The following is a 20,779-nucleotide window of genomic DNA, read 5'->3' as shown; positions in this document are numbered from 1 at the left end:
GATGGCCCATCGCTCGTCCGTGGACTCGCCGATCAAGGCCCCAGGAATGCCACCACGTTAAGGGACTCACCCTCGACGTGGCCCTACTGGGAGTGGGTGTCAATGGCCACATCGCGTTCAACGAACCAGATCATGCGGACTTTGCGGATCCGAGACTTGTCAGGCTTGTGGATTTGGACCTCGCATCGCGACAACAGCAAGTCGATGAAGGACTGTTTTCTAGAATTGATGAAGTCCCCAAGCAGGCTCTGACCCTAACCGTTCCGGCGCTCTTGAACTCGCGTGTATGGCTCGTGTCGGTCTTGGGTAGGGCCAAGGGAGCAGCTGTCAGATCCATGCTGACCCAACCGATTTCCGAGAAACTCCCCGCGACCATAGTGCGGAAACACCCACAGGCTTGGATCTACCTTGACCGAGGCGCGGCATCTTCCCTTGACGGGAGCACACCGTGAGCCGCGCTACACAAGCTGCTGACTCCATTCTCGGCCGGTACTTCGACGCAGTCGTCGCACACCTCACCGCACTTCGGGACACATCCGGCGATGCCGTGGCACGGGCAGCAGAACTGGTCGCCCAGAAGGTGATGGCGGATGAACTGGTCTACGTCTATGGCCCAGGGGGGCACTCGAATCTCGCGACCCAAGAAGTGTTCTTTCGCGCCGGTGGGCTCGCAAACATTAGCGCGATCCTTGATGAGGGCACTCTCCTCTCAAGCGGTGCGATGAGGTCCATGGCCATGGAGCGAACCTTGGGGTACGCCACGGTCGTTATGAATGACAACGGCTTGCGCGCGGGGGACCTTTTAATTCTTGTCAATGCCTACGGAATCAACACTGCCTTGATTGAAGCGGCTCGCTGGTGCAGGGATACCGGGGTCACAACGATTGGCGTTTCGTCCAAGATTCATGCGGAGGACACCGCCGCTGATCACCCGGCTAGGCATCCAAACGGAGGCAACCTCCATGACCTAGTCGATGTCCACGTCGACACGCAGGTTCCCATCGGTGACGCGATGCTCTCCATTGACAACGTTGGCGAACGAACGTCAGCTGTGTCAACATTTGCTAACGCCTATGCGATGAACTCGATCATGGCCACCGCAATCACGCTCGTTGCCGATTCTGGCGGGGATCCCTCCATCTGGCGGAGTGGAAATGCGCCTGGCGGCGATGCGCACATGACGACCTTCCTCCACCGATTCCGAGGGCGGGTGCGCTGGCTGTGAGTCAGCTGATGGTCGGATTCGGCGCCGCTGAGATATCTCCGCTGAGCAACGTCCCACTCGCAGGCTTCGCTGCACGGACCTCGCCAAGCACGGGAACCCACGATCCCCTCGAAGTTGTAGCGATCTCCGTCAGCGAACCCGACTGTCAGGTTGCGTCAGTCATTCTCGTGGCTGATCTCGTGGCAGTGGGGTGTGAAGAATCACGGAGCATCTGCCGCGCAGTCGCTGGGTCCCTCAACATCGAACCAGCAGCGGTGTCGTTTGCGGTTACACACACCCATAGCGCGCCATTCGCGGCTCAGGTGCTGGGGGGATGCCCTGAGCCCGGCTATCTTGACCAAGTCGCTGCGGCAGCCGTCCAAGCCGCCCTGCAGGCCTCGGGATCCATGCGACCGGCCACGATGAGGTACGGGTCAACAATCGTTGAAGGTGTGACATTCAACCGCCGCGGCGAGAGTTCCACGGATGAGGTAGTCCGGACGGTGTCATTCCATGACGATTCCGAGTCTTTGGTGGGCCTCATCTTCTGTTTCGCATGTCACCCAGTCGTCTTGGGGCCTGACAACACACTAGTGAGCGCCGATTGGCCCGGAGTCGCGAGACGATGGCTGCAGGAACGACTCCGCTGCCCGGCGATCTTCTTGCAAGGGTGCTGTGGCGATCTGAATACGGGGCACAAAGCGTCAGAGAGTGTTCTTGGTTCCGTGTCGCCTCGTCGTACCTTCCCAGAGGCGGAACGCGTTGGGGTCCGAGTTGCAGATGCCGCAGCTCTAGCTGTGGGGGCTGCGTATCCCGTGGGCGGCAGTACCGTCAGCGTCGCAGTTTCGGAAGTGACGCTCTCAGGTGGACCGATGTCCGGAGATCCAGATGTCGTCGCTCCGGTTTCTCGGCATGCGTGGGGAGAGCTGGATGTACTGCTCCTGCCTGGGGAACCCTTCATTCAGGTGGCTAACGAGATCCGCGCACGAAGTGGGCGGTCCGAACTCTTGGTCGGCGGATACTCCGGTGGTGTGCCTGGGTACCTCCCGTTCCCTCCTGTTGTGTATCTGGCGGGTGGCTATGAAGTAGAAGAAGCGCATGTCTTTTACGGGCGAGCTTCCTGTTTTGCTCCGCAAGCCGCCACCTTGTTGGTCAAGGTTGGGATCGAGTTGGTCTCACAAGCTTCCGCTACGAATGAAGGATGGTAGGCATGGGAATCCAACAACTAGGCGTCGGGATCATCGGCGCCGGCATCATGGGCCGCAGCCATGCGGCCTCGCTTGCGATGGATCCGCGAACGCGGCTAGTCGGCGTGGCAGGGCTGCCACTCGATTCAGCACAAGAATTGGTCAAGGGAACCCACGCCTACGCCACCGATGACTTCACCCGTCTACTGGCTGATCCGCGAATCTCGTTCGTGACCGTAGCGACGCCCGACAACCTTCATTTTGACATTTGCCGGCAGGCTCTAGCCGCAGGAAAGCACGTATTCGTTGAGAAGCCCTTGACCACGTCTCTAGCCGAGGCTGACCAACTCATCGAGGAAGTCGAGAGATGCGGACTAACGTTGATGACCAGCTTCAACCACAGATGGATCCCTTCCTACGCCGAAGCCTGGAAACGGATACAAGCTGGCAACATTGGCGCACCGATCATGGCCTATGCGCGTAAGAACGATCGCATCTTCGTCCCAACATCGATGCTCTCATGGGCCTCCAACACGACCTGCGCATGGTTCCTGTCGAGCCATGACATCGACCTGGTTAACTGGTTTTTCGGCGAGACTCCCGTTAGCGTATTCGCGACGGCATCGTCCGGAGTCCTCACAACCCAAGGCATCGACACCCTGGACGCGGTGCAAGCACAGGTCCGCTACCCGAGTGGCGGATTTGCTACCTTCGAGAGTTGTTGGATCTATCCAGATACCTTCCCAACCATGACTGATTCCTTCATTGAGGTGGTCGGGACTGATGGCGTCATCCAGTTGCCGCGAGTCGATGACCAAGTACACCTAGCGACGCGCGACTCCTTCTCGTACCCCCGTACTTCGATCGGCTCGGATGTGCATGGTCAGCAACTGGGGGCCGTGACCGCCGCACTCCATCACATGACAAGCTGCGTCTTGGGAGGTCATGACCCCTTGATCAGCCTTCGCTCGTCTCGCGATGTAATCGCGACGCTGGAAGCCGTTCACCGCTCGATCGCCTCTGGAAATCCAGAGAAGGTCTATCAATAGTCTCCTATGTGTCATCCTCGGAGACCACCCGCCGAAGAAGCCTCCCAGGACCACCCTCGTTGCGCTGACCAGTTGGAATGCAGACCGTCACAGCGGCTCACTCTCGGGCCGTACTAGTCGACACTGACAGCGGTGACATCGGCTCTGTGCTCGGACGGTGGGAGCGCGGTTGAGGGCTCTGTGGAGTGCCTGATCCGTTGACTCCGGCCCGTCTTGACCGTCGATCGCGAAGCAATGGAGGAACTCTGTAGGCAGGAGTCGGTGCGGGCGTGATGGAACGTCTTGGGTTCGGCAGGGCCCTCGTTCGTTCCATCCGTGGAAGCTAGTCCGCGATGAGGGACACGGCAGGGCGTGCGGCTGTTCCTCAAAGGGGTGACGGCTCCGCACTCGGTTGCCTTTACGGCCAGAACTTCGGATCAGGTCATGGCACGCTCGCATCACAAACTGCCTTCGAAGCGGTTAAGCTGCTTGTCAGACGCCTTTGGATAAGGGTTCGAGTCCCCTATGCTCCACAGCAGAACTCCCTAGTCAAACGCACGTGACTAGGGAGTTTACTTGTTCCACCTTGGACCCAGGTGCCCTCGAAGGGACAGAAAAGACTGTTCAGATCGCACGTTCATCGCACGCGCTAAGGGCAGTCTGGCGGGGTTCAGACTGTCATGAGACATTTTGGTTACATCCGACGGCTCCCAAGTATGCGCTATCAGGCGAGCTTCACTCATCCGGACGATCCTCAAAGAAGAGTGACCGCTCCCACGACCTTCACCCACAAGAGCGACGCCGAGCACTGGCTCCTGATGCAGGGGCGCGCCATCGAGCGCGGTGAGTGGCGGTCTCCCGAAGAAGTCGAAGCCAGCCTTCCTGTGGTCCACACTCTTCAAGAGACCTATGAACGCTTTCTGGCCCAGCGGCCCCGGCTGCTGGCCCTCTCCACGGCGACGGCCTACGAGCAGGATTGGCGTCTTCGCATCGTGCCCCACTGGGGAACCGAGCGCCACGTGAAGACCATCACCCATGATGACGTGTGGCAGTGGCGTCAGGGGCCGCTCAGCGGGGAGCGGCGTCGCGACCGATCCAGCCTGGCCCTCTTCAACGAGTTGCTGACCAAGGCCACGCATTGGGGATGGATCGAGAAGAACCCGGCCGCCGGCGTGAGTATCCCGCGCCAGACGAAGGCGATGGAGCAGCGTCACGTGTTCGACCTGGACGACGTCCGACGCTATCTGCAGGCCGCCGAACCCCAGCACGTGGCGATGTTGGCCACGGTGGCCCTGGGCCGGTTGAGATCCGGTGAAGTCCGGGGTCTGCGTCGGATGGACCTCGACCTTGAGGGGCGGCGGATCCTCGTGCACCAGGCGATCGAGCATGGCAAGGACGGCGATGCCTACCGCGTGGGTGTGAAGGTTCCCAAGACGTCGGCTGGCATCCGCTCGCTGCCCATGTCGACCACCTTGGTGACGATCCTGCAGGATCACCTGGCGTTGCACCCACGGTCGCCTGAGCAGCTCGTGTTCACCGTCGGAAATGGCAAGCCGATGGGGCCTGCCGAGGCCGACCGGCGTCATAACCGGGCACTGGCCAATATGGGGCTGCGGACCCCGGAGGCGGAGCGGCGCCGATTGGGGCGGAAGGGTCTTCCGGTGCCGAAGGAGGACCACATCACGCTGCACGACCTTCGTGCTTCGTACGCCGCGTGGCTCTTCAGCGAGGGATACACGATCGCGGAAGTCATGCTCTTGCTGGGGTGGAGCGACTCGCGGATGGCGCTTGAGGTCTACAGCCGCGTCTTTCCACGCCGGGTCGAGAGCGTCGGCCCCAAGCAGGACGAAGCGCTCAAGGGCCTCACAGTCGTCGTGGCATGAGGCCCCCGATCGCCTCTCTACGTGTAAAGGCTCCCTTGACGAGGGCAGGATGTAAAGGTAGTCTTTACACATGGAGATCCGCGGTTCGGCGCGTAAGCACGGGATCACGGATGCAGAGATCGAACATGCTTGGCACCACGCCATAAGGCTCGTCGAGTATGAATACAACGGTCAGGAACGCCTGTTGGTGATCGGGCCTGACCAGCACGGACGCTTGCTGGAACTCGTTGCTGTGCCTGCAGATGAACCGACTCGGATCATCCACGCTGATCGACTACGACCGAAGTTCTACGACTACCTGAGGTGAGGTGAACGCCATGACCATCAAGACACACAATGACTCGACCGGGCTGGACCAGCTAGACGTCCGTACGAACCCAGCCCGCGACGCCGCGCACTTCCGCCGGATTCTCGCTGCCCGGAAGGCGGTGGCGGAGGCCGAACAGGAACTGCGAGAAGCAGTACACGAGGCCCGCGAGGCCGGCGACTCCTGGACCGTTATCGGGGCCGCGCTCGACACAACCCGTCAGGCTGCCTATCAGCGCTTCGGTCGCGACTGAACCGTCGCAGTTCAGATGGCCCCTCTTACGCTGGGTGTCGGCCGTGGGGGTTCATAGGGGTATGAGCGAGAGGATCCTTGATGAGCACCCGTAACACCTCAGCCCCCACACCGAGAGCGGGCGCGCGGCGGTTGGCCTCCCTGAATGAAGCCGCTGAGTACATTCGTGTTCATCCCAAGACCTTGACCCGACGCTTCAGCGACGGTTCCCTGATCCGGTACCGAGTTGGACGCCGGGTGATGGTCGATTTGGACGAGCTGGACGAACTCGTGGTCGCGAGCGCCGGCGGCCTCAAGACCCTGGCCGGGTGACCGCATTGCGGGCGTCGGCTTCGTGGGCACAGACCGAAGGCTCGAAGTACGAGTCGAATCTCGCCACTAGTCCCGGAGTAGCTCTCCTTCGGCTGCGGATGGCGATGGAGCGCGTTCTGCGAAGTGAGCGCATGAAGCCGTAGCGCGCGCCGTGTCTTGCTCCCCTCAAATCGGCGGGACGTGATCATCGGCGCGGACCTCCGGTGTGTCGTGATGGACTGCGTAGGTGTTCGGGCCGTGGCCGGGATGTTGGCTGATCTGCGCCTGACTCGACGGCGTAGGCCACCGACGGCTCGGCGTCCGTCTGGCGCTGCAGGATCCGCCAGTAGAGGGCGGCTGCGGGACGCTCTGCTGGGAGTGGCCCTTCTGCCAGCGCGTTGGCGACGAGGGCCCCGGCTGGGATGCCGCGTTCTCCGAGCAGGGTGAGGTGCCTGGCCAGCCTGATGACGGCGGGGTCGTGGTCCAGGCCCTGACCCAGGGCGCGCAGTTGCGCGAAGTCAGGGTAGGCCCATGTCAGAGACTTTGTGTAATGGGTATGGCGTGATCCACAGTTCGGCCGGGGAGCGGAGCATCTGTTCATGGTCGTGGCGTCAGGCGTGCCTGGCTGGGTCGATCTGGACGAGCTGGACGAACTCGTGGTCGCGTGCCTAGACGGCCTCAAGACCCAGGCCGGGTGACGGAACTGCGGGACTCGTGGCACAGACCGTCAGACCAGCGGGGTTCGGTGCCGAAGATGGGGTCAAGGAGTGCTGCGATCAAGGCGACTTGATCATCGAGGAGCGCCTCCGGGACTGCTTCGAGGCGCTGCTTGCGTCGCCACGCCGCCCACTTGACCTGGCCGATGGTGCCGTAGCGCTCGAGGTGCTGGCTGATGGGCTCCAAGGTGACCTTGCGGTGCTGAGCGACGGCCTCTGCAGCCCTGCGCAGTGCGGCCACATCGATGCCGGACTTAGCCAGCTGCACAATGTCGATGTAGTCACGCCAGCGAGTGCTGGTGATACCCCTCTCGAGGATGGTCACGCCCTTCTCTGCAATGACCGTCTCGGCCGCGTATCCCAGCACTTCGATGGGTTCGCCGATGATGCGGGGAATCTTGACGAGCTGAGGCGGGGGAACCACCGGGTCGCCTGTGGACACATCCCAGGTGAGGATTCCAGACCAGGTTGCGATAGATGCTTGGGCTCGGATTCGGAAACCGGGGTAGTCGCCCTCTTCGCGGATCTCCTGGACCGTGATCGCGTTGGGGTGGCTCAACTCCGTCGGGCATTTCGAGTGCTGCGGCGTCCCTGACCACAGCAGACAGGTGCTCTGCGGTGACGTCGGCGCTGACCGCGTTGGCGTCGACGTCCTTTGTGGGGCGACGCGCGCCATAGGCGGTGAGCAGGATGCCGCCCTTCAGGATGAAATCTGGAGCGTGCTGAGTCTGGCTCAAGCGGTGGAGGAATGACTCGAGGAGATGCCGGGTCAGAAGTTCCTGTGTGGGCGCCGGCTTGCCTGTCATGTCCGCCATCGATCGGGCTGTAGCTCTCAACTTCCGGGGCATGTCTTGACCGGTGGTCATGTCAGCGTCTCCAAGGCTGCGAGGAGGGGGCCTCGCGCACGGGGGAGCAGTCTCGCGAGTGTGACCAGGCGGTTGGGTTTGCCTCCACGGCGCAGCCACTCCTTGAGGGCTTCGAGGGGGAGCTCGTAACCGATCGCGCCTCTCAGCCTGAAGGCGTCGACGATGGATCGCTCGGGTGTGTAGAGCCCGATCGTTTGCTCTGTGCCGGCGATTGGGACCTCTTCTCGTCCTAGATCGAAGGTTGCCGTGTGGAAGCGGTGCCAACTGATTGCTGAGTTACCGGCTGGGATGCGTGCTTCTCGGTGGATGGCCACGTTGAGCGTGGCGGGGATTTCATCGGTGAGGTCATGGAGGGCCAGGGCCGAGGTGAGGCAGATCGTGGCTTCTGGGCGTCGGCTGGCGGCCTCGATCCAGTCCCAGTCCGCGGAGCTGGCGTCGGCGGAGAGGTAGATTCCACGGGCGATGCGTTCCAGTCTGCCGTCGCGGGCGGCACGGTGGAGGGTGCTTCGGGACATGCCCTGCTGCCGCGCGGTGGCGGGTGTGAGTGGCGCCATCCCGGTGCCCTCCCTGTCTGAAACAAAACGTATCCCGATAAGTCTATCTGAGGACGGTTTGTTTCACCACGTCTCAGGGTGCTCCGCGGCGAAGTGTGTGGGCGCTCTGACGGGGCGGGCGGTCATCGCCGAAGACTTCCGGTGTCTCTTGATGGACTGCGTAGGTGTTCGGGTCGCGGCCGGGCGCATGGCTGATCTGCGCCTGGCCCGACGGCATTGGCCCGAGGCAGCCCCGCAGGGACCCTCCGTCGGGGCCGCGGTCGTCGTGGTGGCGGGGGCGAACAGGCCTCGCAAGGTGTCCAGATCAGGGCGAGGCCCAGCGCATCGTCGAACGAGTCGGCGCTGGCCTGCGATTCGACCTCCGAGATGGGCGCCGGGGCGTATCGTGGGAAGACGTTCCTGGAGGGCAATCATGAGCACCACAACTCACCCCACGACAGCGCCCACCCAAGGTCCCAGCGCACGTGAGGCCCGCACCGTTGCGGAGGCGGCACGACAGACAGAGTGGACCAAGCCCAGCTTCGGCAAGGAGCTCTTCCTCGGCAGGCTGCGGCTCGACCTCATCGAGCCATGGCCGACGCCCAGCGCCGAGGCCCGCGCCAAGGGTGAGAGCTACCTCACCCGCGTCGAAGAGGTCTGCCGCCGCATCGACGGCGCCCTGATCGAGCGCGAGGCGCGCGTCCCCGACGAGACCTTCGCTGCGTTGGCCGAGATCGGCGCCTACGGCATGAAGGTGCCGGAGTCGCACGGCGGCCAGGGGCTCACGCAGTACTACTTCAACAAGGCACTGACGATGATCGGCTCGGCCAGCCCCGCTGTTTCAGCGATGCTGTCGGCCCACCAGTCCATCGGCGTCCCGCAGCCGGTGAAGATGTTCGGCACTGCGGCCCAGCAGGAGGCGTACCTGCCGCGGGTGGCGGCAGGTGAGATCTCGGCATTCCTCCTGACGGAGCCCGACGTCGGCTCGGACCCCGCGCGGCTCGCGACGACCGCGACGCCCGACGGCGACTCCTACCTCCTCGACGGGCTGAAGCTGTGGGCCACCAATGGCACCATCGCCAGCCTGTTCGTCGTGCTGGCCCGCGTCCCCGCCAAGGCGGGCAGCAGGGGAGGGATCACCGCCTTCGTCGTCGAGGCGGACTCGCCGGGGATCACCGTCGAGCGCCGCAACACCTTCGTCGGACTACGCGGGATAGAGAACGCGCTCATCCGGTTCCACCGGGTGCGAGTGCCTGCCGCCAACGTCGTGGGCCAGGTGGGCAAGGGCCTGAAGATCGCACTCGCCACGCTCAACACCGGCCGCCTGTCGCTGCCGGCGATGTGCGTGGGCGCGGCGAAGTGGTCGCTCCACGTGGCACGCGGCTGGGCAGGGGAGCGCGTCCAGTGGGGCCGCCGCGTGGGCGACCACGAGGCCGTCGCCACCAAGATCGCGTTCATCGCCGCCACCACCTACGGCATGGAGTCGATGCTCGACCTCGCCAGCATGATGGCCGACGACGAGTCCAACGACATCCGGATCGAGGCGGCGCTGGTCAAGCTCTACGCATCGGAGATGGCATGGCGCGTCATCGACGACCTCGTCCAGATCCGCGGGGGCCGCGGCTACGAGACCGCCGACTCGCTGGCGGCCCGCGGAGAACGCCCGGCCGAGGTGGAACAACTCATGCGCGACATCCGCATCAACCGGATCTTCGAGGGTTCCACGGAGATCATGCACCTCCTCATCGCTCGCGAGGCGGTCGACGTCCACCTCGAGGTGGCAGGCGAAATCATCGACCCGGAGGCGTCGACGCGGGCCCGGGCCGAGGCGGTTGCGCGGGCGTCGGCGTTCTACTCCAAGTGGCTCCCGATGCTCGTGGTCGGCGCCGGCACGGTGCCAGGATCGTTCCGTGGGCACGGCGCGCTGGCCGGGCATCTCCGCTACGTGGAGCGTGCGGCCAGGCGCCTCGCCCGTGCGGTCTTCGCAGGGATGGCGCGTTGGCAGGGGAGGCTGGAGTACCGGCAGGCCTACCTGGCCCGGATCGTCGACATCGGCGCAGAACTGTTCGCCATGTCCGCGTCCTGCGTGCGGGCAACGGCGGAGAAGGACAGCAACCCTGACGGCGTCGAACTCGCCGCCGCGTTCTGTGAGCAGGCGAGGGTCCGCGTCGATGCACTGTTCGACGCCCTGTGGCACAACTCGGACCGCAGCGACCGGCACCTCGCCCGCCGCGTCCTCGACGGTCACCACACCGGGTTGGAGGACGGCGTGCTGCACGTGGCCGACGACCTGCCCTGGGTCGCATCATGGGAACCCGGCCCGGCAGAGGTACCGGACGTTCGCAGGCGGATCGACCTCGGCTGAGTACGTCGGCGCAGGCCGAGCGCACGATGCCACCGAAATTGGTGTCGCCGAGGCCCTACCTGGGCTCCCACTGCGCGGCCGTCGACCGGTGGGGCTGGCTCTCCGCTCCTGCCCTCAGCTTGTCGCTCCCGCCACAGAGGAGCCACGCACGACCAAGCGGCATGGAAGAGCTTCGACGCCCTCGAATTGCTTGCCCGCCAGCGAATCGAAGACTCGCTGGGCCGCCAGGCGCCCCAAGGCCTCGAAGTTCATATCGACGCTGGTCAGTTGGGGGAGGGACCCGGTGGCGAGGATTTCCCAATTGTCGAACGACACCACCGCGATGTCGTCGGGAATGGACACACCCAGGGAGTGGAGGCTGTCGATGGCACCCCGCGCGATCTGATCAGAAGCACAGACGATGGCGTCGACGTCCGGTGACTGAGCGAGGATGCTCTTGGCCGCCGCCCTTCCCCACGCCTCGGACCAGGCACCGAATGTGTACGGCGGGAGGAGTTGGAGTCCAGCCTCGCCCAGAGCCTGCCGGATGCCCACGGCACGATCGTGTGCGGCCGCGTAGGTGTCGTTTCCGTGGATGTGCGCGATCTTTGTCCGGCCGAGGGAGAGCAGGTGCTCAATGGCCATTGCCCCGGCGCTGACGTTGTCCGGCACGAGTGAGGTGTCGGAAGGATCGTCGGAGGGAGCGTAGGCGTAGACCACCGGGACGGGAAGGTCCTTGCCCAGGGAGGGCCGTGGGTCTGTGCGCGAGCCGACGACGATGAGACCGTCGATGCGCCGGGCGAGCAGAGCCTGCAAGTGGTGACGTTCACGGATGGCGTCTTCCCGTGCATCGCACAGGAACACGGACATGCGCTCAGCGCCGAAGGCGTCCTCTGCTCCCATCAGGATGGGAATGGAGAAACGGCCATCAAGGTCTGAAGCCAACAACCCGACCGTCCCCGACTGGGCAGCGGCCAGGCTGCGAGCCATGGGGTTGGGTGTGAATGCGAGCTTCTCGGCGGCGGCGAGCACACGTTCGCGGGTTGCCGCGCCTACTTCATCTCTGCCGTTGAGCGCCTTGGAGGCCGTGGACAGGGAGACTCCTGCCTCTGCAGCTACCGCCTTGAGTGTCGCTGGACGCATCGTCGTCTCCCCTCGCCTGTCACGAAACCGCTACCGGAAGTGTAGCCAACCCCGTTGACAGCAGCATAGTGCCACCGTAGTCTTTCCTCCGAAAGCGATTTCGGAAGTTTCGGAACAGAGCCCTACTCTCCGAACGTCCGCGGAACAAAGGAGATCCGAATGAAAATCACATCGGCTTTGACGAGGCGCGTGTTCCTCGGAGGGCTGGGGGTCAGCGCCCTTGCCGCTGCAGGCTGCGGCAGCGGCTCGACCACCGAAGCACCCGAGTCGACCACGCCCACGACGGCGGGAGGGGAGGAGACCACCGCTGCTGCTGGAGGGACCGTCACCGTCTGGCACTACTTCTCGGACCCGAACCAAGTCGCGCTGATGGACCGCTACGCGGAGCTCTTCGCGGCTGCCAACCCGGGGTCCAAGGCGGAGAACGTGTTCGTGCCCTATGACCAGATGAACTCCAAGCTCGTTTCGGCGGTCGGGGCCCAGGAGGGTCCGGACATCGCCGTGTTCAACGGCGCTGAGGCGGCGACCCTCGCCCTGGCTGGTGCGCTTCAGCCCATCGACACCTTCCTGAACGGGTACGCAGACGCGGACCAACTGCCCAGCTCCGTGATCCACAAGTTGGAGGACGAGACCTTCGCGGTTCAGGGCTACGTCAACCTTCTCGGCCTCTGGTACAACGCTGACATCCTCGGCGAGATCGGGGTGGAGCCGCCCACGACCATGGACGAACTCGAGGCGGCCATGGACAAGGCCGTCGCAGCGGGCAAACAGGGAATCACCCTGTGCGCGCTGCCGCAGGGGCAGGGCGAGTGGCAGGCGTTCCCCTGGCTGAGCTCGGAAGGCTTCGATTACGCGGCACCGGAAGCGGAACCGCTGGCGGCGGGTCTGGCCCGTGCCCGGGGTTGGGTGGAGAAGGGCTACCTGTCCCAGGAAGCCGTGACGTGGGACCAGACCGTTCCGTTCCAGCAGTTCGCCGCCGGCAACGTGGCGTTCGCCGAGAACGGCAACTGGCAGATGGGAACCGCCAAGAGCGACGCGAAGTTCAACTATGGCGTCGTGGCGCTGCCCCTGTCCGATTCGGGCAAGGTCTACCTCGGGGGAGAGGGCCAGGGCATCGGCGCGTTCTCCAAGGACCCCGCACTGGCCTGGAAGTACCTGGAGGCGAGCTACCTGGCCGTCGACGGCCAGCTGGCTGCAGCTGAGATCGTGGGATCGATCCCCTCGCGGCTCGACGCGGCCGAGAACGACGCCGTCACGAGCAACGAGCTGCTCCGGCCGTTCGCTGAGACCGTCGCCAAGTTCGGCGCGAACTACCCGGACGCCGCCATCCCGCCGGAGTCGGTGCCGGACGTCCAGCTGACCGTGGGGCAGGCGTGGTCCGCAGTCGTCGGAGGACAGCAGTCGCCCGAAGACGCGGCCAAGGGCGTCGTCGACAAGCTGAGCAGCATCGTCGGCTGACGCACCACATCGGGGTGGGCGTCGACGAACGCCCACCCCGCCCAAGCCCACCGGACCATGAAGGGAACCCAGATGCCGAGGCTCGCGAGACACCGTAGCTCCACCCGTCAGAGCCATTGGCTCTTCGCGCTACCTGCTGCGCTCTTCCTCGCAGCCTTCTCGCTGTTCCCCCTCATCCAACTGGTTCGCATGTCCCTGTCCGATGTCACGTCCCGAACGTTGAACCGTGAATGGACGTTCGTGGGGTTCAGAAACTACCTGACGGCCTTCGCTGCGGACGAGACGCAGGCTGCGATGTGGCGCACCGCGATCTTCGTGCTGGTGGTCACCCTGTCCGGAATGTTGCTGGGCATTGCTGGGGCGATTGCGCTGCGGACCACGGGCCGATGGTCCAGCGTGGTCCTCGCCGTGATGGTCTTCTGCTGGGCTCTTCCTCCGGTGGTGAATGGGTCGGTGTGGAAGTTCCTGCTGGCGAGCGAAGGCCTGATCAACTCGGTCGTCCTCAGGCTGGGACTCGCAGATGCCGCGCTGCCCTTCCTGTACGACCAGACATGGGCGTTGCTCTCGGTGGCGTTCGTCTGCTCGTGGGCCGTGATCCCCTTCAACGTGTTGGTCTTCCGTGCCGCCCTCATGCAGATCGACAACGAACAGTTCGAGGCAGCGGCGCTGGATGGCGCTGGGCGCTGGGGTGAGGTCCGGCACGTGATGTTGCCTGCTGTACGCCCCACGACCCTGGTGTTGCTCATCCTCACCGTCGTGTACGGGTTCCGCTCCTTCGACTACATCTACGTCATGACCTACGGCGGGCCGGGTACGGCGACGAACACCCTGCCCTTCCTTGGCTACCTTCAGGCATTCCAGCGCTACGACTACGCCTTGGGCTCGACCACCTCAGTGATTGCCCTGGCCCTCGTCCTGCTGCTGGCTGCCGTCTATGCGCGCTCCATCCTGCGAGAGGAACGATCGTGAACCGGCGCACCGGACCTGTCACTGGCCTTGTCAAGGCGCTCTTGACCCTGCTCTACGGTGTGCCGCTGTTCTGGATCGTGCTGACGAGCTTCAAGGCTTCCAACGAGGTCTTCGGCTCCCCCTTCAGCTTCACGCCCACCCTGGCTGCCTACGGAGACGCCATCGGCCCCGCGCTCTTCACGGCGTTCAAGCAGTCGGCGACCATCGCTGTCGGCACCACTGCCCTGGTCCTCCTGATCGCGGTTCCAGCGGCCTATGGGCTGGCGCGCGTCAATGGCGTGGTCGCATCGCTCGGATTGGGCCTCCTGATCGTGTTCCAGATGGCGCCCCAGACCGCGAACGTCATCCCCCTGTTCCAGATCTTCGGCGCGTGGGGCCTCCTCGACTCCATGGTGGGCGTGATCATCGCGGACACGGCACTGCTGATCCCGTTCGGGGTGATGCTGCTGCGCCCCTTCTTCCGGGCTGTGCCGCCGGCTCTGGAGGAGGCTGCCCAGATCGACGGCGCCAACCTCGTGAGAACCTTCTGGTCGGTGGTCCTGCCCATCGCCAGGAACGGAGTCTTCACGGTGGGGACCCTGGTATTCCTGCTCGCCTGGGGCGAGTTCCTCTACGCCGTGAACTTCTTCCTGGCGCCTGGAACGTATCCGCTGTCGGCGATGCTCTCGCAACAAGTCTCCGCTTTCGGGATCAACTGGCCGGGCCTCATGGCGCTGTCGGTCCTCACCTCGATCCCGATCCTCATCGTCTATTCGCTTTCGTACAAGTCCCTGCGCGACGGTTTGGCCGTCGGCGCAGTCAAGTGATCTGGAGGGATCAACCATGAGCCGAATCGTGGACTTCGGGCTGCCCATCGTCCCGTCCACCAGCCGACTGCGCCCGCTGGGCCTTGGCGACGTCGAGATCCTCGGTGGCTTCTGGGGTGAACGTCAGGCGCTCAACGCGTCGACCCTCATCGCACATGCACAGGAGTGGATGGAGAAGGTGGGCTGGATCGCCAACTTCGACCACGCCCTCGACGGCACGCTGGTGGAGAAGAGGCGGGGACGCGAATTCTCCGATTCCGACGTCTACAAGCTGATGGAGGCGATGGCATGGGAGCACGGACGAACCGGTTCGGCCGAGATGAACGAACGCTTCGAGGCGCTCACGCGACGCATCCTGCCCGTCCAGGAGCCTGACGGTTACCTCAACACGAAGTTCGGGCGGCCGGGCCAGCAACCGCGGTACTCGGACTTCGAATGGGGCCACGAGTTGTACTGCTTCGGTCACCTGATCCAGGCAGCCGTCGCCCGAGCCCGAACCTTCGGGCGGGATGCCTTCGTCGAGATGGCCATCCGAGCCGCGGACCATGTCTGCGCCGAGTTCGGCGAGGGTGGGCGCGACTCCATCCCCGGCCACCCGGAGATCGAGGTCGCCCTGGCGGAACTCGGCCGGCTCCTCGGAGATGACAAGTACATCCGGCAAGCGGCGCTGTTCGTCGAGAGGCGTGGGCACGGGCGCCTGAGGGACATCGAGTGGGGCCGCTCCTACTACCAGGACGACATTCCAGTTCGAGAGGCGACGGTGGCGCGTGGCCATGCCGTCCGTGCGATGTATCTCGCCGCAGGAGCAGCCGACGTAGCGGTGGAGACCGGCGACGAGGAACTGTTCGCGGCCGTCAAGGCGCAGATGGACGCCACCATGGCCCGACGGACCTACGTCACGGGCGGCATGGGGTCAAGGCACACCGGGGAAGCCTTCGGTGAAGACTTCGAGCTGCCCCCGGACCGGTCCTACTCGGAGACCTGCGCAGGCATCGCCGCAATGATGGTGTGCCAGCGGCTGCTGCTCGCCACCGGCGAGCCCCAGTACGCAGACCTCATCGAACGCATCCTCTACAACATCGTCGCGACATCCACGGCAGAGGACGGACACGGCTTCTTCTACGCCAACACGTTGTACCGGCGGACGCCTGGTGAACTCCCGGAGAAGGATGTCCCCAGCCCTCGGGCCGACTCATCGTTGCGGGCTCCCTGGTATGACGTGTCGTGCTGCCCCACGAACGTGTCGCGAACGCTGGCCTCGATGGCCTCGATGATCGCCACCACCGGGGACGGCGCGGTGCAGATCCATCAGTTCGTGCCAGCCCACATTCGTGCGGCCGTGGCTGACGAGTCGATCGAACTCGACATGACAACGAACTACCCGGACGACGGCATCGTGCGAATCACCGTGGTGTCGGCACCAACACAGGGCGTGGAGCTTCGGCTCCGGGTGCCGGCCTGGGTCGACGGTGGGGCCACGCTCGCCGTGGGTGACACCGTCGTCGAGGTTGCAGCCGGGTATGCCCATGCACCCAGGCGCCTCAGGGCTGGTGAGTCATTGACGCTCACACTGCCCATGGAGGCGAAGTGGGTCCACCCGGACCCCCGGATCGACACCGTCTTCCACCAGGTTGCCGTCACGAAGGGGCCCCGCGTCTTCGCGCTCGAGTCGCATGACTTGGGCGCCGATGTCGGCAGAGCCCAGGTGGACGTTGCGGCGGGCCTTGGGGACGGTGTTCAGCCGGAGGTTGCGATCCGCCTCGTGGCGGAAGGTGGCTCCGGGTGGCCCTACCGTGCTGCTGGCGATGCTGGCCAGGGGGAGCCACGGCGCACGACATTGATTCCGTACCACCGCTGGGGCAATCGAGGCCCGGCCACGATGCGGGTGTGGCTCCCAATGGCCTAGTCGATGAACCTCGGCAAAACCGCGGTGCCAACCTCCTGTGACCCGTAGCATCGCAATACTGCTGTTCCCCATGGGGCCGCTCGACGGTCACACCACCAGGAGGATCCATGACAGTTGACGAGCACCGGAGCGCGTCGCGCCGGAGTGGCAGTTCCTTGAGCGGTTGGGTGATGCTCCTGATCGGGCTCCTCGCCGGAATCGCGCTGGCCGCAGCTGCGGGGGTCTTCCTCCTCGGCATCGGCTGGGCGACGCCATTGGACGCCCAGTCGGTCATCAGCGCCAGCCCCACACCGTCGGCCTCCCCCACGGTGAGCGGCGCGCCCGCCGGGGCGGGGGACGTGTCCGAGGCCTGCGTGCGAGCCGCGGAGTACAACGTGGAGGTCGACCAGGCCGTCGAAGAGCTGGCTCGAGGCGCGGAGGCGCAGGACGCCCGCGCCCTGCAGGAAGCCCTGGACCGGCTGCAGCAGGCCCGCGATGACGCGGCTGGCGCGTCGGAGGAGTGCCTCGCCCAGGCGGGGCAGACCCCATCGACGGAGGAGCCGTCGCCGTCGGAATCGCCGTCCCAGGAGCCCACTCCGGTGGAGTCCGCGTCAGACGAGCCAACCTCGGAGGAGCCGAGCCCCAGCCCCAGCGAGACGCCATGAGCGAGGCGCCGGCGCCAGAGGTGGAGCCCCGCCGCGGCTTCATGGCGCGACTCTGGTACGGATACGCGCGCGTGACCGTTGCGCTGCGCTGGGTCATCGTCGTCGGATGGGTTGCCGCTGCGATCGCTGCGACGCTGTTCCTCCCGCCGATGCAGGGCACCGTCGACGACATCGAAGCCCTCGGCGCAGACGATGCGAGCTTCGCCGCCGAGAAGCGCTCCCTCGAACTGTTCGAGTTCCCCCTGCTGAGCCGCGCGGCGATCGTGCAGCGCAACCCCGAGGGGCTGCCCCCGCTGGTGCAGGCGGAGGCCGTCATGCGGGGCATCGCCGTCACCCAGCGCAAGTACGACACGCCGCTGCTGGGCGCGATCCCCGTCCCCAACGCCGAGGCCGCGTTCCCGGGGGCCGGGGAGAAGAACACGACGGTGATCACCTACGTGTTCGCAGACCCGCAGCTCAACTTCTTCGAGCAGACCCGAGCCGTCGAGGACTTCGCGGCCGAGCAGCTCACGGACCCGTCGGATGCGTATGTGGGGGTCACGGGATCGATCCCTGCGCGCGCCGCACAGGGCCTGGTGCTCAACTCCTACGTCCACATCGTCGAGGTGGTCACCGTCCTCGCGGTGCTGACCATCATGGCGCTCACCTTCGGCTCCCTCATCGCCCCGCTGCTCACCCTGATCAGCGTGGGCGCCGCCGTCTTCGTCACGCTCGGCGTCTCCGGGTGGGTGGCGGGCATGATGGACGTGTCCATCCCGGCCGACCTCCGGCCGCTCATCGTCGCCCTCCTCCTGGGCATCGTCACGGACTACTGCATCTTCTACCTCTCCGGCCTGCGTACCCGCCTGCGGGAAGGCCATTCGCGGCTCGAGGCCGCTCGCCTGGCCACCGCGTCGTTCACGCCGATCGTCACCGTGGCGGGCGTCACGGTGGCGGCGGGCACCGCGTCGCTACTGGTCGCCGAATCCCCGCTCTTCCGGGGGTTCGGGCCCGCGCTTGCCCTCACCGTCCTGACCGGGCTGGTGGTGGCCGTCACCCTCGTCCCCGCACTCCTCGCCATCCTGGGCCGCGGCGCCTTCTGGCCCCGCACCATCACCCCGGAGCCCGTGCGGGCGCGGAAGAGGCCGTCGCTCCTGACGCGGGCCGTCGCGAACCGCGCGTCGGCGTTGGTCCTCGTGCTGGTGTGCGTGGCGGGCCTGGGCGCCGCCGCCTACCAAGCGCGGCACCTGGACCTGGGCCTCGGGTTCGTCCAGTCGCTGCCCGAGACCACCAGCGCCCAGCGGGCGGAGGACGCGGCGGGCAAGGGCTTCGCGCCCGGCATCATCTCGCCGACGGAGATCGTCGTCGAAGCCCCGGGAGTGGGGGAGAAGGCCGACGAGGTGGCCCAGCTGGGCGAAGCCCTCAAGACGCAACCCGGCGTGGCGGGCGTGATCGGCCCCGGCGACCTGCCCGCTGCGGACGACGTCGGCGCCTTCACCGCGAAGTCGGGTGAGGCGGTCCGCTTCCTCGTCGTCCTCGACAGCACGCCGCTCGAGGCGACGGCGATCGACACGCTGCGCAACCTCGAGGCCGAGCTGCCCCAGCTCGCCTCCGACGCGGGGCTGGGCGAGGTCACCACGCACGTCGGCGGCGACACCGCGCTGGCGTCGGGCGTCATCGCGGACACCACCAACGACCTGTTCCGGATCGGGATCGTCGCGCTCGCCGTGAACCTGCTCCTCCTGGTCGTCTTCCTCCGCGCCCTGATCGCGCCCCTCTACCTCCTCGCGTCCAGCGTCCTCGCCCTGGGCGCGACCCTCGGGCTGTCCGTGCTGTTCTTCCAGGACTTCCTCGGGCACGACGACCAGACGTTCTACGTCCCGTTCGCCGGCTCGGTGCTCCTGCTGTCGCTGGGCTCGGACTACAACATCTTCGCGGTCGGCCACGTGTGGCAGGAGGCCCGCAACCGGCCCATGCGGGAGGCCATCCTTGTCGCCACCCCGGAATCGAACCGCGCGATCACCTCGGCTGGCCTGGCACTGGCCGCCAGCTTCGGGCTCCTTGCGCTCGTGCCGCTGGGGCCGTTCCGCGAGCTCGGTTTCCTGCTCGGGGTGGGCATCCTCATCGACGTGTTCATCGTGCGGGCGCTGCTCGTGCCGTCGCTGATCACGCTGGTCGGCCCGGTCAGCAGTTGGCCGTCGGGCATCCTGCGCCGAGAGAGGCGTGCGCGCGACAGGACGGCCCGTGCCCGTTCCTGAACAGCCGCACGGCAGTCACGCCTATCCGCCTCCGCAGTGGGGCAGTCGACGACTGCTGGGGCGGGTGCTGGACTGGGTCATCGGCGCCGTCGCCATGCTCCTGGTCCTGCTGCTCGTGCTGTTGCTGTTGTGGCTGTCGATCACGCAGGGGACGGGCAGCGCCGATGCACCAGCGCCCGGTGTCACCTCACCGTCGCCGTCGGGCGGGCCGGCCATGGCGCCCACCCCGCCGTCGGACCTTGGCGAGGACGAGGTCTGGTTGGGTGACATCTCCCTGAACTCCAGCTCCGTCTTCGCTGCTGGCACTCCGCTCGAGGACGTCGTCGGCACGGGCACCGACGTCACGTCGGGGCCGGACGGGCTGGTCGCCCGCCACCTCGAGCTCACGGCCACCGTCCCGTTCCACGTGGTGGCAGCCCAGGTGGGGCCCGGCACCACCGTCGGCGCCGCCGGCGGGGGAGAGGCGCGCGTCGACACGCGGGTGGAGGCGCTGGGCCGCAGCCTCCCCGTCGGGGCCACCGGCTCCGTCGAGGTGGTGGGCGGCAAGCTGGTGATGGTGCCGACGTCCATCGACATCGGTGCACCGCAGTTCATCTCCGACCTGTTGGGTGACGTGGTGCGCGAGCTGGTCACGTTCGAGTACGCCATCGAGGGCCTGCCCGACGGTGTGGTGCTGCGGAGCGTGGAGGTGGTCGACGGCGGCTTCCGCGCCCACCTCACCGGCGACGACGTGCGCCTCGTGCAGTGAACTCGCCGCGGGTGCCCACGGCGACACGGGTGACCACCGCCGAGCCCCCGTCGACCGCGACGGCCAACGCTGCCATGTAGCCGGGCAGCGGCGGGTCGAGCCCCAGCACGGTGCCCCCGGCCTCCGGGATGCCCGCCTTGAGCCTCGCCTCGGCCGCCACCCACTCCCATCCGCCGTCGCCATCGGGGCTCTTCGTACCTGAGCGTGGGGTCATAGTCGTAGACCGCCGCCGATGAGGAGCATTCTGAGGCGGTAGT

General features: G+C 65.8%; 20 protein-coding genes and 1 pseudogene. 16 read left to right on the top strand and 5 right to left on the bottom strand.

Annotated features, from left to right (window positions below):
• The 8 genes from ABEA30_RS03205 to ABEA30_RS03175 all read left to right on the top strand — a co-directional run.
• Positions 1-452: 6-phosphogluconolactonase (locus tag ABEA30_RS03205; protein WP_345578900.1), on the top strand; the 452-nt coding region annotated here is incomplete at its 5' end.
• Entirely contained in the window at positions 449-1,225 is a 777-nt protein-coding gene (locus tag ABEA30_RS03200; RefSeq protein ID WP_345578897.1) for a sugar isomerase domain-containing protein, read from the top strand. The genes ABEA30_RS03205 and ABEA30_RS03200, both read left to right, overlap by 4 nt.
• A gap of 8 nt (positions 1,226-1,233) precedes the next feature.
• Entirely contained in the window at positions 1,234-2,412 is a 1,179-nt protein-coding gene (locus tag ABEA30_RS15915; RefSeq protein WP_386085142.1) for a neutral/alkaline non-lysosomal ceramidase N-terminal domain-containing protein, read from the top strand.
• Between the two features lie 2 nt (positions 2,413-2,414).
• The gene (locus ABEA30_RS03195) at positions 2,415-3,440 is read left to right on the top strand and encodes a Gfo/Idh/MocA family protein (RefSeq protein ID WP_345578894.1); all 1,026 of its coding nucleotides are present in this window, start codon (positions 2,415-2,417) and stop codon (positions 3,438-3,440) included.
• 743 nt (positions 3,441-4,183) lie between these two features.
• Positions 4,184-5,302 (top strand): tyrosine-type recombinase/integrase, encoded by a 1,119-nt coding sequence (locus ABEA30_RS03190; protein ID WP_345578891.1) that lies wholly within the window; start codon positions 4,184-4,186, stop codon positions 5,300-5,302.
• Between the two features lie 70 nt (positions 5,303-5,372).
• Entirely contained in the window at positions 5,373-5,609 is a 237-nt protein-coding gene (locus ABEA30_RS03185; protein ID WP_182800327.1) for a BrnT family toxin, read from the top strand.
• A 10-nt stretch (positions 5,610-5,619) separates the two neighbouring features.
• A complete protein-coding gene (locus tag ABEA30_RS03180; protein WP_182781068.1) occupies positions 5,620-5,862 on the top strand; it encodes a hypothetical protein in 243 nt (80 codons plus the stop codon).
• Between the two features lie 80 nt (positions 5,863-5,942).
• Positions 5,943-6,173 carry a helix-turn-helix domain-containing protein gene (locus ABEA30_RS03175; protein WP_345578878.1) on the top strand — a complete coding sequence of 77 codons (231 nt, stop codon included), beginning with the start codon at positions 5,943-5,945 and terminating at the stop codon, positions 6,171-6,173.
• A 657-nt stretch (positions 6,174-6,830) separates the two neighbouring features.
• Here the strand turns inward: ABEA30_RS03175 and ABEA30_RS03170 are convergent.
• From ABEA30_RS03170 to ABEA30_RS03165, 3 genes and pseudogenes are all read right to left on the bottom strand, one after another.
• The gene (locus ABEA30_RS03170; RefSeq protein WP_345578875.1) at positions 6,831-7,544 is read right to left on the bottom strand and encodes a nucleotidyl transferase AbiEii/AbiGii toxin family protein; all 714 of its coding nucleotides are present in this window, start codon (positions 7,542-7,544) and stop codon (positions 6,831-6,833) included.
• Positions 7,480-7,674 (bottom strand): annotated as a pseudogene (locus tag ABEA30_RS15910) (nucleotidyl transferase AbiEii/AbiGii toxin family protein); the annotation flags it as partial. The gene ABEA30_RS03170 and the pseudogene ABEA30_RS15910, both read right to left, overlap by 65 nt.
• 56 nt (positions 7,675-7,730) lie before the next feature.
• Positions 7,731-8,288 carry a type IV toxin-antitoxin system AbiEi family antitoxin domain-containing protein gene (locus ABEA30_RS03165; RefSeq protein ID WP_345578872.1) on the bottom strand — a complete coding sequence of 186 codons (558 nt, stop codon included), beginning with the start codon at positions 8,286-8,288 and terminating at the stop codon, positions 7,731-7,733.
• A gap of 412 nt (positions 8,289-8,700) precedes the next feature.
• Here ABEA30_RS03165 and ABEA30_RS03160 point away from each other — a divergent pair, with 412 nt between their 5' ends.
• The gene (locus ABEA30_RS03160; protein WP_345578870.1) at positions 8,701-10,632 is read left to right on the top strand and encodes an acyl-CoA dehydrogenase family protein; all 1,932 of its coding nucleotides are present in this window, start codon (positions 8,701-8,703) and stop codon (positions 10,630-10,632) included.
• Positions 10,633-10,746: 114 nt separating this feature from the next.
• Here the strand turns inward: ABEA30_RS03160 and ABEA30_RS03155 are convergent, their stop codons facing one another.
• Complete coding sequence (locus ABEA30_RS03155) at positions 10,747-11,754, bottom strand: LacI family DNA-binding transcriptional regulator (RefSeq protein WP_345578867.1); 1,008 nt, start codon at positions 11,752-11,754, stop codon at positions 10,747-10,749.
• Positions 11,755-11,913: 159 nt separating this feature from the next.
• Here ABEA30_RS03155 and ABEA30_RS03150 point away from each other — a divergent pair, with 159 nt between their 5' ends.
• From ABEA30_RS03150 to ABEA30_RS03120, 7 genes are all read left to right on the top strand, one after another.
• The gene (locus tag ABEA30_RS03150; protein WP_345578864.1) at positions 11,914-13,212 is read left to right on the top strand and encodes a sugar ABC transporter substrate-binding protein; all 1,299 of its coding nucleotides are present in this window, start codon (positions 11,914-11,916) and stop codon (positions 13,210-13,212) included.
• Between the two features lie 72 nt (positions 13,213-13,284).
• Complete coding sequence (locus ABEA30_RS03145; RefSeq protein ID WP_345578861.1) at positions 13,285-14,181, top strand: carbohydrate ABC transporter permease; 897 nt, start codon at positions 13,285-13,287, stop codon at positions 14,179-14,181.
• The gene (locus tag ABEA30_RS03140; protein WP_345578858.1) at positions 14,178-14,987 is read left to right on the top strand and encodes a carbohydrate ABC transporter permease; all 810 of its coding nucleotides are present in this window, start codon (positions 14,178-14,180) and stop codon (positions 14,985-14,987) included. Before ABEA30_RS03145 ends, ABEA30_RS03140 begins: the two co-directional genes overlap by 4 nt.
• Before the next feature lie 16 nt (positions 14,988-15,003).
• Entirely contained in the window at positions 15,004-16,893 is a 1,890-nt protein-coding gene (locus tag ABEA30_RS03135; protein WP_345578855.1) for a glycoside hydrolase family 127 protein, read from the top strand.
• A gap of 107 nt (positions 16,894-17,000) precedes the next feature.
• Positions 17,001-17,537, top strand: a complete 537-nt coding sequence (locus ABEA30_RS03130; RefSeq protein ID WP_345578852.1) for a hypothetical protein — start codon at positions 17,001-17,003, stop codon at positions 17,535-17,537.
• Positions 17,534-19,774 carry an MMPL family transporter gene (locus ABEA30_RS03125; protein WP_345578849.1) on the top strand — a complete coding sequence of 747 codons (2,241 nt, stop codon included), beginning with the start codon at positions 17,534-17,536 and terminating at the stop codon, positions 19,772-19,774. The genes ABEA30_RS03130 and ABEA30_RS03125 overlap by 4 nt, the downstream gene beginning before the upstream one ends.
• Positions 19,761-20,522 carry an LmeA family phospholipid-binding protein gene (locus ABEA30_RS03120; protein WP_345578846.1) on the top strand — a complete coding sequence of 254 codons (762 nt, stop codon included), beginning with the start codon at positions 19,761-19,763 and terminating at the stop codon, positions 20,520-20,522. Before ABEA30_RS03125 ends, ABEA30_RS03120 begins: the two co-directional genes overlap by 14 nt.
• Here the strand turns inward: ABEA30_RS03120 and ABEA30_RS03115 are convergent.
• Positions 20,491-20,736: a hypothetical protein gene (locus tag ABEA30_RS03115; protein WP_345578843.1), complete on the bottom strand. Its 246-nt coding sequence runs from the start codon at positions 20,734-20,736 to the stop codon at positions 20,491-20,493. The two genes, ABEA30_RS03120 and ABEA30_RS03115, sit on opposite strands and share 32 nt — an antisense overlap.
• Between the last annotated feature and the right edge of the window lie 43 nt (positions 20,737-20,779).

It is taken from the genome of Tessaracoccus lubricantis, from assembly GCF_039544535.1.
Lineage (GTDB): Bacteria > Actinomycetota > Actinomycetes > Propionibacteriales > Propionibacteriaceae > Arachnia > Arachnia lubricantis.
This window is presented reverse-complemented; position numbering and strand designations above follow the sequence as displayed.